General features: G+C 38.4%; 12 protein-coding genes. 8 read left to right on the top strand and 4 right to left on the bottom strand.

Translation table 11 applies throughout. The features are described 5' to 3' along the window. From H9N25_RS06570 to H9N25_RS06590, 5 genes are all read left to right on the top strand, one after another. Nucleotides 1-2,379, top strand: a complete 2,379-nt coding sequence (locus tag H9N25_RS06570) for an endonuclease MutS2 (RefSeq protein WP_190328348.1) — start codon at nucleotides 1-3, stop codon at nucleotides 2,377-2,379. A 253-nt stretch (nucleotides 2,380-2,632) separates the two neighbouring features. Continuing rightward, entirely contained in the window at nucleotides 2,633-3,721 is a 1,089-nt protein-coding gene (locus tag H9N25_RS06575) for a PQQ-dependent sugar dehydrogenase (RefSeq protein WP_167293938.1), read from the top strand. A 297-nt stretch (nucleotides 3,722-4,018) separates the two neighbouring features. Beyond that, nucleotides 4,019-4,720, top strand: a complete 702-nt coding sequence (locus H9N25_RS06580) for a CoA transferase subunit A (RefSeq protein ID WP_167293939.1) — start codon at nucleotides 4,019-4,021, stop codon at nucleotides 4,718-4,720. Beyond that, nucleotides 4,720-5,076, top strand: coding sequence for a DUF4260 domain-containing protein (locus H9N25_RS06585; protein ID WP_167293940.1), 357 nt, complete (start codon nucleotides 4,720-4,722; stop codon nucleotides 5,074-5,076). Before H9N25_RS06580 ends, H9N25_RS06585 begins: the two co-directional genes overlap by 1 nt. Beyond that, complete coding sequence (locus tag H9N25_RS06590; protein WP_190328349.1) at nucleotides 5,076-5,738, top strand: CoA transferase subunit B; 663 nt, start codon at nucleotides 5,076-5,078, stop codon at nucleotides 5,736-5,738. The genes H9N25_RS06585 and H9N25_RS06590 overlap by 1 nt, the downstream gene beginning before the upstream one ends. 77 nt (nucleotides 5,739-5,815) lie before the next feature. Here the strand turns inward: H9N25_RS06590 and H9N25_RS06595 are convergent, their stop codons facing one another. Together H9N25_RS06595 and H9N25_RS06600 are read right to left on the bottom strand one after the other, a co-directional pair. Then, nucleotides 5,816-6,466 (bottom strand): uridine kinase family protein, encoded by a 651-nt coding sequence (locus H9N25_RS06595; RefSeq protein WP_167293942.1) that lies wholly within the window; start codon nucleotides 6,464-6,466, stop codon nucleotides 5,816-5,818. Next, a complete protein-coding gene (locus H9N25_RS06600) occupies nucleotides 6,463-7,977 on the bottom strand; it encodes a muramidase family protein (protein WP_190328350.1) in 1,515 nt (504 codons plus the stop codon). Before H9N25_RS06600 ends, H9N25_RS06595 begins: the two co-directional genes overlap by 4 nt. 285 nt (nucleotides 7,978-8,262) lie before the next feature. On the opposite strand from H9N25_RS06600, the gene H9N25_RS06605 reads away from it, so the two are divergent. Further along, nucleotides 8,263-8,742 (top strand): Dps family protein, encoded by a 480-nt coding sequence (locus H9N25_RS06605; RefSeq protein ID WP_167293944.1) that lies wholly within the window; start codon nucleotides 8,263-8,265, stop codon nucleotides 8,740-8,742. A 104-nt stretch (nucleotides 8,743-8,846) separates the two neighbouring features. Continuing rightward, nucleotides 8,847-10,682: a UbiD family decarboxylase gene (locus H9N25_RS06610; protein ID WP_190328351.1), complete on the top strand. Its 1,836-nt coding sequence runs from the start codon at nucleotides 8,847-8,849 to the stop codon at nucleotides 10,680-10,682. Between the two features lie 101 nt (nucleotides 10,683-10,783). Here H9N25_RS06610 and H9N25_RS06615 read toward each other — a convergent pair whose 3' ends face one another. Both H9N25_RS06615 and H9N25_RS06620 read right to left on the bottom strand, forming a co-directional pair. Next, nucleotides 10,784-12,313 carry an OmpP1/FadL family transporter gene (locus H9N25_RS06615; RefSeq protein ID WP_190328352.1) on the bottom strand — a complete coding sequence of 510 codons (1,530 nt, stop codon included), beginning with the start codon at nucleotides 12,311-12,313 and terminating at the stop codon, nucleotides 10,784-10,786. A gap of 20 nt (nucleotides 12,314-12,333) precedes the next feature. Further along, nucleotides 12,334-13,332, bottom strand: a complete 999-nt coding sequence (locus tag H9N25_RS06620) for a hypothetical protein (RefSeq protein WP_190328353.1) — start codon at nucleotides 13,330-13,332, stop codon at nucleotides 12,334-12,336. A gap of 198 nt (nucleotides 13,333-13,530) precedes the next feature. Between H9N25_RS06620 and proS the strand changes: the two genes are divergently transcribed. Continuing rightward, nucleotides 13,531-15,003: a proline--tRNA ligase gene (gene proS, locus H9N25_RS06625; RefSeq protein ID WP_167293948.1), complete on the top strand. Its 1,473-nt coding sequence runs from the start codon at nucleotides 13,531-13,533 to the stop codon at nucleotides 15,001-15,003. The last annotated feature ends 96 nt before the right edge of the window (nucleotides 15,004-15,099 follow it).

Raw genomic sequence — 15,099 nt, forward strand, 5'->3', positions numbered from 1 at the left:
ATGTTATATCCCGAAAATTGTTTAGAACGTTTAGGTTTTGTCGAAATCAGGCAACTGATTAGCAAACATTGTTTGAGTCCTATGGGCCAAACGATGGTGGGAAAGATGCAGGTGATGAACCGTTTTGATCAGATTGATAAGTTTTTACGACAAACAAACGAATTTAAGAGTATCCTGCAAAATCAGGAACCTTTACATATTAATACCTTTTTTGATATTAAATCGCTGGTTGAGAAAATCAGGGTTGAAGGCACTTATCTGTTAGAGGACGAGTGGTTTCAGGTATATACTTCATTGCATACTGTTTTCTCTGTACTCCGCTTTTTTGAAGAGCGTGCAGAAGTATACCCTACGTTAGAAGCTTTATTTGAGCACTTGCCGATTGAAAAAAATATCCTTCGTAAGATAGAAACGGTAATTGACGCCAAAGGAAAGATTAAGCCCAATGCATCGAAAGAATTGCAGGAGATTACCGCTGCGATTTCGAAAACGGAGCAAGACGTGCGCAAGCGTATGGACTCGATCTACAAGCAAGCTATTGCTAATAATTGGGTTGCAGACGGTAGTTTAACCATTCGTGATGGCCGGATGTGTATCCCAGTTTTGGCCGAGAATAAACGTAAGCTAAAAGGCTTTGTACACGACGAATCGGCTACGGGGCAAACCGTTTATATTGAGCCGGAGGAAGTTTTTACTTTAAATAATAAGTTACGCGATTTAGAATTTGATAAACGCCGTGAAATTATCAAGATTTTAATTGCTTTAACAGATGACTTGCGGCCATATTCGCCATTATTGCTTTCTTACCATGGTTTCCTTACGAAACTGGATTTTGTTCGTGCTAAGGCTTTATTTGCAATGGATATCGAAGCTGAAATGCCAGGTTTGTTAAAAGAGCCTAAAACCAAGCTGATTAATGCAAGGCACCCTTTGTTATCAATCTCATTTGCAGCAGAAAAGAAGACTGTTACCCCTTTAAATATTCATATAGATGCCGAAACTCGCGTAGTGCTGGTATCAGGACCAAATGCGGGCGGTAAATCGGTTTGTATGAAAACAGTTGGCCTTTTGCAGATTATGTTACAAACCGGACTGTTAATTCCGGTTGATGCTAATAGTGAAGTGGGGATTTTTGAAAACATTTTTGCCGATATCGGTGATGATCAATCGATTGAAAGTGATTTAAGTACTTACAGTGCACACTTGAAGAAGATGCGGTATTTTGTAGAGCATGCCTCACCGAAAACGATGGTGCTGATTGATGAATTTGGTACCGGTACCGATCCACAGTTTGGCGGGCCAATGGCCGAAGCTGTTTTGGAGGTATTGAACAATAAAAAGGTAAGGGGGGTAATTACTACCCACTATTCTAATTTAAAGCTTTTTGCGGGTAATACGCCTGGTTTGGAAAATGCATCAATGCTTTTTGATAATACCAAAATGAAACCGCTTTATGTTTTAGAAATTGGTAAACCTGGCAGTTCTTATGCATTCGAAATTGCACAGAACATTGGTTTACCAAAAGAAGTAATTGCACTGGCTAAAGAAAAAACAGGTTCTAACCAGAATAGGGTAGATACCATGCTTGTTGATCTGGAGCGCGAAAAGAAAAACGTTTACGATGCCAAAGTAAGCCTGGCCAATCAACAGAACAAGGCTAAAAACCTGGTTGCCGAAAATGAAAAGTTAAAAAGCTTTTTAGAAGAGAATAGAAAGGTATTGATTAAAGAGGCAAAACAAGAGGCACAGAATATTATTAAAAATGCCAATAAACTGGTAGAAAATACCATTGCCGAGATTAAGGAAAAACAAGCTGATAAGGAAGCAACTAAAGAACTTCGCCAGAATTTGCAAAAAGAACTGGTTAAAAATACTGTTCCTAAAGAGCGCCCTAAACCAGTGCAGGTAGTTGTTGGCGGTGAGATTGAAATTGGCGATTTAGTGAAATTTACCGATAGTGAAACCATTGGTCAGGTTTTAGAAATTAACCGCAATGAACTGGTTTTGGCTATTGGCGATTTACGATCAACGGTTAAAAAGAACCGTGTACAAAAGGTGAGTAACCGTGAAGCTAAAAAGGTAATTCAAAGCAGTGCAAATTCTTTTGCAGGGCGGATGAATGATGCCGTATCTGGTTTTAGGGCAGAACTTGATCTCCGTGGGAAACGCACGGAAGATGCCCTCTTTGAAGTAGAGAAATATTTAGATAAAGCCATTATGCTTGGTTTTCCATCTATTAAACTGATTCATGGTAAGGGGGATGGAATTTTGAGAAAAATGATCAGGGAATATCTACGCAAATATAGTCAAGTAAATAGGATGGAAGATGAACATGCTGATAGGGGTGGAGATGGCATTACCTATGTATATTTGAATTGATTGTGGTGTCAGATGTTACCATCTGACACTGTAAATAATATTTTGCGATAAAATCGCAAGGCTATTTATGCACTCGTTAAAAACGAGTGCAGGCATAAGTATGGTTATGGTGTCGGATGTTACTATCCGACACTAAATCATTTTTTTGAAAATCTGTCAGATGATAACATCTGACAGCACATCAACATGGAATAGCACGCTAAAAAACAAAACTTTATAGCCGTAACGTTGTTATTTTTAAAACGTTATGGTTATGAGAGCAATACTACTCTGCTTATTTGTAATGTTATTCGTTACAGCTTGTAAAAAGAATGGTGATGATAATGACGATCCAGGTACTTTACCTGATGTAGAATTAAAATCAAAAGTAGTTGTATCCGGATTGAGCTTTCCCTGGGAAATGGTTTATGGACCTGATAATTTCATTTGGTTTACCGAAAAAGCAGGTAAAATTAGTCGTTTAAATCCTGCCAACGGGCAAGTAACACCTTTACTTACCATAAGCGAAGTACGTACCAATGGAGAAGGCGGCTTGCTGGGAATGACGCTACATCCTGATTTTACCAGTAATCCTTACGTTTATGTGGTTTATGGCTATGGTAGTACCTATAAAGCTAAAGTTGTACGTTATACTTACAATGGAGGAAATTTGACGAATCCACAAGTTTTATTGGATCAGATTCCTGCGGCTTCAATCCATAACGGATCGCGTTTGCTGATCAACGGCGGTAAACTATTTATCAGTACTGGCGATGCTGCTGATACTGGCAATCCTCAAAATGTTAATTCTTTAGCCGGGAAAATTTTAAGAATAAATTTAGATGGTTCTATCCCAGCTGATAACCCTTATCCAAATAATCTGGTTTGGTCTTTAGGTCATCGAAATGCGCAGGGATTGACCCAAGTAGGCAATAAAATTTTCTCTTCAGAACATGGCCCGGATTCTGATGATGAGATTAATATTATCGAGAAAGGAAGAAACTACGGATGGCCAAATGTTAAAGGTTTTTGTAATGAAAGTGGAGAGCAGTCATTTTGCAGTTCGAATAATGTGGTAGAGCCATTAATTAATTGGACACCAACCATTGCGCCAAGTGGTTTAGCCTATTACAATTCAGATTATATTCCTCAATTTAAAAATTCGTTGCTGCTGGCTGTATTAAAAGGAACTAAATTGATGCAGCTTAAATTAGACGATGCACAAACAAAAATTACAGGAACAAAAGATTTTTATGTCAATACATATGGTAGGATCAGAGCCGTTTGCCAATCGCCAGAAGGAAAAATTTATATCTGTACCAGTAATGGAAGCGACGATAAAATTGTGGAAATAGCGAAGTAGGCTTATTTCTTTTTATTGCCCGGACACTTTTTACAGCGTTTACCTTTCTTAAATTTCTCGCAACACTTTTTGTGCTCAGCCGTACAGCTGAAAATAAAACCCATGCCTTTTTGAAATTCAGGATCGGTGGGTAATATGAATAGACTTTCTTCTCTCTCGTAAATCATTGCAGCACAAAAATAATAGTTATTTAGATTAATTCCAATTAATTAGTATTCCGCAAAGATTTAAAAAATTATAATGCTACATTTCTGAAGGCAATTTGTAATTTAGCGAACTAACCAAAAAATTCATAAGATGATAAATAAAGTGGTATCTGGAGCTGAAGAGGCTATCAAAGATATATCAGATGGTGCTACGCTCATGCTCGGTGGTTTCGGGCTTTGTGGCATTCCCGAGAATTGTATTAATGCTTTGGTAAGTAAGCAGGTAAAAAATTTAACCTGTATCTCTAACAATGCAGGTGTTGATGATTTTGGTATTGGTTTAATGCTGAAACAACGCCAGGTAAAAAAAATGATTTCTTCGTATGTAGGTGAAAATGCTGAATTTGAAAGGCAATTGTTGAGTGGCGAACTCGAGGTAGACCTTATCCCACAGGGCACTTTGGCCACCCGTTGTTTGGCCGCTGGATACGGTATGCCTGCAATTTTTACGCCTGCAGGTGTGGGTACCGAAGTGGCAGAAGGCAAAGAAGTACGCAATTTTGATGGCAAGGATTATTTAATGGAATATGCTTTTGATGCCGATTTCGCTATTGTTAAAGCTTGGAAAGGTGATACCGCGGGCAATTTAATCTTCAGGTCTACCAGCCGGAATTTTAATCCAGTGATGGCTATGGCAGGTAAAATAACCATTGCCGAGGTAGAAGAGTTGGTGGAAGCTGGTGAATTGGATCCGGATTATATTCATACGCCCGGTATTTATGTCCACCGGATTTTTCAGGGCAAAGACTACGAGAAAAGAATTGAACAGCGTACTGTAAGAACAAAATCGTAATGAAGAAAATTATTGCAATTGAAGAAATAGGCATGTTTTTGCTAGCAATATTTGCCTTTTCTAAACTATCGTTTCATTGGTGGGTATTTCCGGCACTTTTGCTTGTGCCGGATTTAAGTATGTTAGGATACGTTGCAGGCCCGAAAGTAGGTGCATGGTTTTATAACGTGTTTCATCATAAGACGATAGCGATAGTAATTTTCTTGATCGGATTTTATGATCAGTTACCCATATTACAGTTATCTGGCATCATCTTGTTTGCCCATTCTTGTATGGATAGGGCACTTGGCTATGGTTTAAAATATAGCGATGCATTTAATCACACACATTTAGGCTTAATCGGAAAAAATAAATAATGGCATTTTCAAAAGAAGAGATCGCACAGCGTATTGCTAAAGAAATAAAAGATGGATACTATGTTAATCTTGGCATTGGTATACCAACATTGGTTGCTAACTATATTCCAAAGGGAATTAATGTAGTGTTACAGTCAGAAAACGGTTTATTGGGTATGGGGCCATTTCCTTTTGAAGGAGAGGAAGATGCCGATTTAATTAATGCAGGGAAACAAACCATTACCACTTTGCCAGGATCATCTATTTTTGATTCGGCCATGAGTTTTGGGATGATCCGTGCACAAAAAGTAGATTTAACCATTCTGGGAGCCATGGAGGTGTCAGAAAATGGCGATATTGCCAACTGGAAAATTCCAGGTAAAATGGTAAAAGGAATGGGAGGAGCGATGGATTTAGTGGCATCGGCCAAAAATATTATTGTGGCGATGCAGCACATTAACAAAGCTGGAGAAAGCAAGTTATTACCGAAATGTACCTTGCCTTTAACCGGCGTAAAATGCATTAAAAAAATTGTAACTGAACTGGCTGTTTTGGATATCCTGCCAGAAGGCGGTTTTAAGCTTTTAGAACGTGCGCCCGGTGTAAGTGTGGAGTTTATACAGCAATCTACAGTTGGGAGATTAATAATAGAAGGAGAGATTCCGGAAATGAGATTGGATTAAGGCTTCGATTACACTCAGCCTTACAAAACGTATTATCAAAAAGAAGTCAAGCTTTAAAAGCTTGACTTCTTTGAAATTTATTCGGTGTCTACCAAAATACTATTCCTTAAATCATTCGAAATATCTTCTGTGATGGCAATGATTTCTTCAGGCTCGTTGGTGTTATTCATTACCACCTTATTACATTGTTCGCGATAAGGCAATAAATATTCTTTATAGGCAGGAACCACATGGTTGTGCCATTTGTACAATACATCTTCTTCCGGGTAACCACGCTCTAAACCATCACGTTTTATACGGCGATCTAAAGCTACCAGTTCATCTGCATCAACAAAAATGGTATGATCCAACAGTGCGGCAATTTCTTTGAAGTGGAGGATGAAAAGACCTTCTACAATAATGATCGGTGCCGATTTAATCTCCAGAATTTTAACTACAGCTAATGGGTTATTGAAGTTATATTCTTTTTTGTAAACTACCTCACCACTGATTAATTGCTTAATGTCTCTCAAAAACTGCTCACTATCAATAGTAGAAGGGAGGTCGAAATTGTATAATTTGTTCTCTTCCTGTGTCATCTCACCTGCAGGGATGTAATAATCATCTTGTGATACGAGCGTTACTTCATCCTGTTTAAAATGATGAAGAAAGCAGTTTAAGAAAAATGTTTTACCCGATCCGCTACCACCGGCAATACCAATTATAAATGGTTTTTTGTTTAAACTCATTGAGCACTATATGTTAAATTGCAGAAAAAACGTTTGTCTAAAGCGCCTAATGAATCAGCTACAGCTTTAGTCATTACAATTATAACATCTTTTGTGGATTCGTTCTCTGTAAATTTACCAACAACTTTGGCAAAGGTAGTGCGGTTAGTCATTGGGTTGGTAATCTTAATTACCCTGCCAACAGGGGCTGTACGGTGTAAAACCAACATTTTTGTTCCATCAAGATCTTGGTCTGCAATCCAAACGGCGGTACCTTTTTCTTCGATCTGACTTAAACCATATACGCTCGGATCGCGGCGAAGTTTAGGATCTTTAACCATAGTACTGTCTGGTTCATTTTCTTGTTCTTCTTTTGATAGATCATTTACCGACTTAGGTTGCGGTGGTTTAGGTATAATCAGTTTCTGATCAACCTTAATGGCATTATCTTCCAGCTTGTTTGCTGATCTGATCTGATAAGCGGTTAAATTATATTTTTTAGCAATGGTAAATATGTTTTCTCCGGTAGCTACAGTATGGATAAAACTCTCTTCTTTTGCTGCTGGTGTTTCTTTAACTTTTGTTTCTGCCTGCTTTTCTTTCGGGACCTGAACATCTGTAATAATACCACCGGGAACTTTTAAAACCTGACCAATGGTAATGGCATTATCGGGTAAGTCATTCAGTTTTCTAATCTGGTAAGCGGTAATTCCGTATTGTTTAGCGATGGTAAAGATGGTCTCGTTTCTTAAAACCGTATGTGTACCGGCGGCATCTGTAGATTTGTTTTCCTGAACAGGTTTTTCTTCGGCAGCTGCTACTTTATTCTCATCTATATTTTTGGTTGCCGGAATTTTAAGTTTCTGCCCAATGCGCAGATTGTTTCCCGAAAGGTTATTGGCTTTTTTTACCTCTTCAACAGTAGTACCGTACTTCTCTGCAATTTTTCCTAAAAACTCTTTAGGCTGCACAGTATGTTCAATCATGGTCTGATCTGATGGTTGGCTGTTCTCAGCTACCCGCTCGGTATTGTTTTTTGCTGGTGGTATTGCTGGTGCTGCTGTATTGCTTTGGTCTGCGTTTTTTGCTGGGATTTTTAAAACCTGACCAATGCTTAAATTATTTCCGCTTAGGTTATTTAAAGTTTTAATCTCGTTTATAGTTGTGCCATATTTTTCGGCCAACATGTTTAAATTTTCTTTTGGCTTTACAATGTGTTCTATCACATTTGATGTTGATACACTTTGTGTAGTATTTGATGAACCATTAGCCGTAAAAGGGATATTTGTAGGTACCTTGATAATTACCCCGATCTGAAGGTACTTGTTATCATTAAAGGCCATGATATCTTTTGGCGAAACATTATATCTTCTTCCTATGGAATAATAAGTGTCTTTAGCCACGGTTTGGTGCACGATTAGTTTTTTGCCTTTATTATTTTCTACACCGATAGAGTCTCTCGCTGTATTGGCTTTGGCATTTGCAATGTTTAAAGCAAATAACACTACAGCAGATAAATATATTTTATGCATTTATTTTTATGTAAATTTCTAAGTCAAAGAGAGCAATTATACGAATAATATTGTTAACCATCTTATGTTCTGTTGCCCGTTTTTAAGTAAAAATTAGATGACTTTAACAATGTAATATCGATATGCTATTCATTAACAAATGTTTATAAAATTGTTATTTAGTACAATATTGAATATTAAACGATCTAATAAATAACGTATTGTTCAAAAGACAAAATAGGACAAAACTTTTCTAAATTTGGGTTGTTACATAGATATTAAAATACATTCCTAAAAAGTAAAAAAATGGACGCTAAAGAAATAAGCTTAAACGAAAAAGAGGTTAAACCAGTTGTAGATCTGTTAAATGATTATTTGGCAAATTATCATATTCATTATCAAAAATTAAGAGGTTGCCACTGGAATATTAAAGGACAGAACTTTTTTACTTTACATGTTAAGTTTGAAGAATTATATACCAATGCACAACTAACTATCGATGAGATAGCTGAGCGCGTATTAACCTTGGGTAAAGCACCGCATAGCCGTTTTGCTGATTATATTAAAGAATCTAAAATTAAAGAGATTGACACGATTGGACTGAAAGACCTTGATATGGTAGATGCGGTTTTGGATGATATGGCCGCATTGATCGAATTGGAAAGAGAACTTTTAGAAGCTACAGATGCGGCCGGAGACGATGGCTCTAACGATATGGTTAACCGTTTCATGCAGTTTAAAGAGAAAAATACCTGGATGTTACGTTCTTTCGCAGGGAAAAAGTAATACCATCCCTTAGGTTAAAAGCCTCGTGTAAGTAGCTTTATTGTAAAATCTGCTTATATGAGGCTTTTTTGTTTCGTAGAAAATCTAATTATTTATCTTTGGGCATGGCATACAAAAGTTTAGCAGAATGCGTATCCGATCTCGAAAAGCACGGTCATTTAATCAGGATAAAAGAAGAAGTAGATCCCTATTTAGAAATGGCAGCCATCCATTTAAGGGTTTACGAAAATAAAGGGCCAGCTATTTTATTTGAAAAAATTAAAGGAAGTCCTTTTCCTGCAGTTTCGAATTTATTTGGAACCTTAGAAAGATCGAAGTTTATTTTTAGAGATACCTTACCAAAAGTACAACAGCTGGTATCGTTAAGAAATGATCCCATAAAAGCATTAAAAAATCCATTTAAATATGCAGGTTCGGCAATGTCGGCTTTATCGGCCTTGCCACTTAAAACATCTTCGGCAAAAAATAAGTTTTTAAAAACAAGTATCAGTCAGTTACCACAGATTGTAAACTGGCCTATGGATGGAGGACCTTTTGTTACCATGCCCCAGGTGTATACGGAAGATGTAGACAAGCCGGGCGTACTAAATGCCAATTTGGGTATGTACCGGATCCAGCTGGCCGGTAACGATTATATTCAGGATCAGGAGATTGGCTTGCACTATCAGATTCATAGGGGGATTGGGGTACACCAATCTAAAGCCAACGCACTAGGTAAACCCTTAAAAGTGAGTATCTTCGTTGGCGGACCTCCATCGCATCCTTTAGCTGCAGTAATGCCGTTACCTGAAGGTTTATCTGAAATGACTTTTGCTGGTGCTTTGGGCGATAGGCGCTTCCGTTATTTTTACGATGATGAAGGTTTTTGTATTTCTGCAGATGCCGATTTTATCATCACGGGCACCGTTTATCCAAACGAAAATAAACCAGAAGGGCCTTTTGGCGATCACCTGGGGTATTACAGTTTAACACATCCTTTCCCTTTGATGAAGGTACACCATGTATACCATAAAAAGGACGCTATTTGGTCGTTTACGGTTGTTGGCCGCCCACCGCAGGAGGATACCAGTTTTGGGGCTTTAATCCATGAGATTACCGGTTCTGCCATTCCGCAAGAAATACATGGTTTAAAAGAAGTTCATGCGGTTGATGCAGCTGGCGTTCACCCTTTGCTTTTCGCCATTGGTAGCGAACGTTATACACCTTATTTAAAAGTGCGCAGGCCTCAGGAAATTTTAACCATAGCCAATCACATACTGGGAAAAAACCAATTGAGTTTAGCCAAATATCTGTTTATCGCTGCCAAAGAGGATGACCAGCATTTAAGCACGCACCATATTGAAGCCTTTCTTACCCATATTTTAGAGCGGATCGATTTAACAAGGGATGTTCATTTTTATACCAATACCACGATTGATACGCTTGATTATAGTGGTGATGGATTAAACAGTGGATCGAAAGTTGTAATTGCTGCGGCAGGGGATAAGCAGCGCGAACTATGGGATAAGCATCCTGAAGGACTGAAACTGAGCGACGGATTTTACCAACCCAAAATAGCCATTCCAGGGGTTTTAGTTTTAGAAAGTGACAAATATTTAAACCCGGAGAAAACAGCCGCAGAAATTGCTTTGTTGAATATGGCTTTAATGGATCAGGATTTATCTGGCCTGCCTTTAATTATATTGGCTGATGATGCAGAATTTACAGCGGCCAATATTGATAATCTGGTTTGGGTAGCTTTTACAAGGAGTAATCCGGCAGCCGATATTTATGGAATCAACGATTTTACCATTAATAAACATTGGGGATGTAAAGGTTCGTTGATTATTGATGCAAGGAAAAAGCCCCACCACGCGCCTGAATTGATCAAAGACCCTGACATTGAAAAAAAACTGGATGCTTTGGCTCAAGAGGGTGGAAGCCTGCATGGAATAATTTAGTATCGAATAATTCCGATTTACTCCTGTTAATTTTGTGATGAACAAAAAAGGCTTCAGTTGATTCGCTGAAGCCTTTTTTTAGATAAGTTTTATATTAGTACCTAAAATCTTACACCAAAAGTTAAGAATACATTATTTCTATTGCTTTTAACATCCGCAACAGGTTCTGAATAATCGTCTAATAAATAAGGGCTAGAGCTGAAGTTTGTTTTGTAATTCTGATATGCTAAATCGAAGTAATAGTTGTCGATGCGATAGCCAAGTCCGCCAGTATAATATTGGCCTTGGTAAAATTTATTATCGCCACCTTTAACACCGTTTCCATTTACGCCATAACCAGCACGTAAGCTAAATTCGTTTGTTACTTTTACTTCAGCACCTACTCTATAATTAATCGCTTCCTTATAAGATGCTTTAATAAAAGCATTATTATCACTAATGGTTTTACGGTCAGATCCGTTAGAATCAGAAAAGCGCATAGAGGCATAATCTACATAATCTACATCAGCTGAGATTAATGCAGTACCAGCAATTACATAACTGATACCCGCTGAAGCTTTTAAAGGCGTACGCAGATTATAAGTGAATGAATAATACTGAGTAGGATTATTTGATTTGGTAGGAGGGGTATTGGCATTTCCTGCAGTAGTAGCCTGTAAGGTTTCGCTGGTATTATCTTCAATATTCATCCAGGTTGGCGTCTGGAAATTTAAACCGATTCTCAGTTCGCTCACCGGTCTAAAAATAGCACCCAATTTTAAATTAAAACCGCCGCCTTTGGTTTCCTGGTTTCTAAAATGGGTAAGGCTATAATTTTCGTTTCCATTGTATGTAGGTAAGGCATCCCCATCATTATATGAGTTAACAATACCTGATTCCGTGAAAGTAGCATCGCTTGTATATTTCACGTTTACAAAACTGGCTGTTGCGCCAATGTAAACTTTGTTACCAAAGTTCAATGCACCCGCAACGTTAAATTCTGATGTAGAACCTAGACGTGCTTCATCCCAGTTTTGATTAAAATTAGCATTGTTATAAGGTTCTGCAGAAAACTGATTTGGAAAAGTAGGAGTGTTTTTATTGATCAAATAACTTTTATAAGCATCACCTGCAATGCTGTTATCAACTCCATAATTGTTAGCCTGATCCACGTAAGAGTCTCTGATAGAGCTGTTTGTGTTGATGCCACCATAGTTAATATTATTTAAAAAATCGTTGTTACGGGTATAGCTCAATCCGAAAACGGTACTTACTAATCCTTTATTTACATCAGCACCTTTTACTCTTGCCGCTGGGCTGTAAAATACAACACCAATGTTATTCAGGTTAATCTGGTTTTTATTTGCTTTTGTATTATTGCCTAAATAGGCACTATTATTAGAAACTGAATTAAACTCTGGTGTAAGAATAAATTCTGATTTAGTAAACAAACCTAATCCGGCAGGGTTCGCGTTAATTGAGCCGACATCACCACCAACGCCAACCTGTGCACCGCCCATTCCTTTAAATCGGGCAGAGCTACCATAATTGGTTTGTGAGAACCGGAATGCATCTGGTGCATAACTTTGGGCATACGACGTTCCTATAGCGGCTACTGTAGCTACTAGTGAAGCTAAAATATATTTTTTCATGTTGTGTGTTTAGATTTAAATTAACCTCTTCCTGCTCTAGATGGTCTTGAGCCACCACCACCGGTTGAACCACCACCACTGTTTCCGCCGCCATTTGATGGTGGAGGTGAATAACTTGGCCTGCTCTCGGTTCTTGCAGGAGGATTGTAGCTCTCGTTTCTGGTAGGTCTGCTGCTTTGTGTACCTTGTTGAGGTGAATAGTTGTCATTTCTGGTTGGTCTGCCAGCTTGGGTACCCTGAGGTTGATATCCGCCATTACCCTGGCTTCTGGTTGGTCTTCCTGCGTTAATATTTGGAACATAACCTACACCGTTTGGATTTGTAACACCAGATCTGCTCGGCCTGCCCGCGTTTCCGGCATTGCCGTTTCCGTATCGTGGTGTGCCTCTATCGTCACTTCCAGGTCTTGGTCTGCTATAACCTCTATTGGTATACACACCGCCACCATAGTATCCGCCGCCGATACCCCAGCCACCGCCGTAATATCCACCGCCCCAACCGTAACGGTCATAATAAGAATAAGGGCCCCATGAATTCCAACCATAAGGATTATTCCATCCGTAACCAAAGTTGCCATAATAGAATGGATTGTTCCAGATACTGCCATAACCAAAGCTTCCGCCCCAGCCACCTAAACCGTATCCACTGTTCCAGCCTAAGCCAAACCCCAAATAGTTAGAAGGACCATAACTGCTTCCGTAGTAATAATTGTCAAAATAAGGGTCATAGTAGCCTTGAAAGCTGTAGCCATTATAAAAACGGTTTATTCTAGACGAGTAATCCATGTCGTAATAAGGATTACTAGTTCCATAATATTCGTCATATTCTTCTTGTCCTTGCGCCTGGTTTTGTGCTTGTTGGCGTTGTGAAGGAAGTACCACTTCGATCTCTCTAGCTTTTGCTACAGAGTTATAAACATCATCAGCTGGCTTAGTTTGAGCCAATTTTGATGTAGAGCATGAAGCCACCAATCCTGCGGCGGCAATCATAACAATGGGTAAAAATTTAATTGGTTTCATTGTGTTTATATTTAGTTGTGTGTGTTCACGAATGTAATAAACAAGTTTCAAAAGTAGTTAATTCCTAACTATTTACTTAGTCTAAAAATGTTAAATCACAATTGATGTCAATTGTTGATCGTTTGTAGGCATAAATTTATAAATTTGCCGTCGGATTTTACACTTTTTAACATACAAATTACGTTCCAAATACATAAGATGAGCAAAGAAATTACAAGTAGAGAAGCAGATTATTCCCAGTGGTATAATGATATTGTGTTAAAAGCAGATTTAGCAGAGCACTCTGCAGTGCGTGGCTGTATGGTTATAAAGCCAAATGGTTATGCTATATGGGAAAAAATGCAAGCTGTTTTAGATAAGATGTTTAAGGATACAGGGCATCAGAATGCCTATTTTCCATTATTCATCCCAAAGTCATTTTTCTCTAAAGAAGCTTCTCATGTTGAGGGTTTTGCGACAGAATGTGCAGTAGTAACGCATTACCGGTTAAAAAATGATGGGAATGGAAATATTGTGGTTGATGAAACTGCAAAATTGGAAGAGGAATTAATAGTTCGTCCAACATCCGAAACCATTATTTGGAATACCTATAAAGGTTGGATCCAATCGTACCGTGATTTGCCAATACTGATCAATCAATGGGCAAATGTGGTAAGATGGGAAATGCGTACGAGGTTGTTTCTGCGTACAGCCGAATTTTTGTGGCAGGAAGGGCATACTGCACATGCTACAGCAGAAGAGGCGATTGAGGAAACAGAACGTATGTTGCATATTTATGCCGATTTTGCCGAAAATTGGTTAGCAGTTCCGGTAATCAGAGGCCGTAAATCGCCGAATGAACGTTTTGCCGGTGCTTTAGATACTTATTGTATTGAGGCCTTAATGCAGGATGGTAAAGCTTTACAGGCAGGTACATCTCACTTTTTGGGTCAGAATTTTGCCAAAGCTTTTGATGTTAAGTTTACAGGTAAAGATGGGAAATTAGATCATGTATGGGCTACTTCGTGGGGTGTTTCTACACGCTTAATGGGGGCTTTGATTATGGCGCACAGCGATGATTCAGGATTGATTATTCCACCGAAATTAGCACCAATCCAGGTCGTTATTGTTCCAATTTATAAAGGAGATGAAGATTTAACCAAAATATCAACTTATGTAAATGAATTAACCATGCGTTTAAAAGGCATGGGGGTTTCTGTGAAATATGATGATAGAGATACACAGCGCCCTGGATTTAAGTTTGCAGATTATGAGTTGAAAGGTGTGCCAATCCGTATTGCCATTGGTGGCCGTGATTTGGAAAATAAAACGGTAGAAATTGCCCGTAGAGATACAAAAGTGAAACAGACTGTACCTCAGGAAGGCTTGGATATTTACATCATCAAGCTATTGGAAGATATTCAGCAAAGCATGTTCAATAAAGCTTTGGCTTATCGTGATGAGCATATTACTGAAGCCAACAGTTACGAAGAGTTTCAGGAATTGTTAGATACCAAAGCCGGTTTTATTTCTGCACATTGGGATGGAACGCCAGAAACGGAGCAAAAAATAAAGGAAGAAACGAAAGCGACTATACGTTGTATTCCGTTAAATAATAAATTGGAAGATGGTGTTTGTATTTATTCAGGAAAACCATCTATACAAAGAGTACTCTTTGCCAGAGCGTATTAAACAGTCTTGAGTCGGAAGTTCGGAAGCGATAGTTTCCTTTCTACTGCTTTAAAAATAAGTTTAAAATCGTTTTTAGAAGGACTGGTTCTTCTGGCG

It is taken from the genome of Pedobacter riviphilus (assembly GCF_014692875.1).
Lineage (GTDB): Bacteria > Bacteroidota > Bacteroidia > Sphingobacteriales > Sphingobacteriaceae > Pedobacter > Pedobacter riviphilus.

Excerpts from the sequence above, each read along its gene's own strand:
- H9N25_RS06570 (WP_190328348.1), top strand. The coding sequence starts at position 1 with ATGTTATATCCCGAAAATTGTTTAGAACGTTTAGGTTTTGTCGAAATC.
- H9N25_RS06575 (WP_167293938.1), top strand. The coding sequence starts at position 2,633 with ATGAGAGCAATACTACTCTGCTTATTTGTAATGTTATTCGTTACAGCT.
- H9N25_RS06580 (WP_167293939.1), top strand. The coding sequence starts at position 4,019 with ATGATAAATAAAGTGGTATCTGGAGCTGAAGAGGCTATCAAAGATATA.
- H9N25_RS06585 (WP_167293940.1), top strand. The coding sequence starts at position 4,720 with ATGAAGAAAATTATTGCAATTGAAGAAATAGGCATGTTTTTGCTAGCA.
- H9N25_RS06590 (WP_190328349.1), top strand. The coding sequence starts at position 5,076 with ATGGCATTTTCAAAAGAAGAGATCGCACAGCGTATTGCTAAAGAAATA.
- H9N25_RS06595 (WP_167293942.1), bottom strand. The coding sequence starts at position 6,466 with ATGAGTTTAAACAAAAAACCATTTATAATTGGTATTGCCGGTGGTAGC.
- H9N25_RS06600 (WP_190328350.1), bottom strand. The coding sequence starts at position 7,977 with ATGCATAAAATATATTTATCTGCTGTAGTGTTATTTGCTTTAAACATT.
- H9N25_RS06605 (WP_167293944.1), top strand. The coding sequence starts at position 8,263 with ATGGACGCTAAAGAAATAAGCTTAAACGAAAAAGAGGTTAAACCAGTT.
- H9N25_RS06610 (WP_190328351.1), top strand. The coding sequence starts at position 8,847 with ATGGCATACAAAAGTTTAGCAGAATGCGTATCCGATCTCGAAAAGCAC.
- H9N25_RS06615 (WP_190328352.1), bottom strand. The coding sequence starts at position 12,313 with ATGAAAAAATATATTTTAGCTTCACTAGTAGCTACAGTAGCCGCTATA.
- H9N25_RS06620 (WP_190328353.1), bottom strand. The coding sequence starts at position 13,332 with ATGAAACCAATTAAATTTTTACCCATTGTTATGATTGCCGCCGCAGGA.
- proS (WP_167293948.1), top strand. The coding sequence starts at position 13,531 with ATGAGCAAAGAAATTACAAGTAGAGAAGCAGATTATTCCCAGTGGTAT.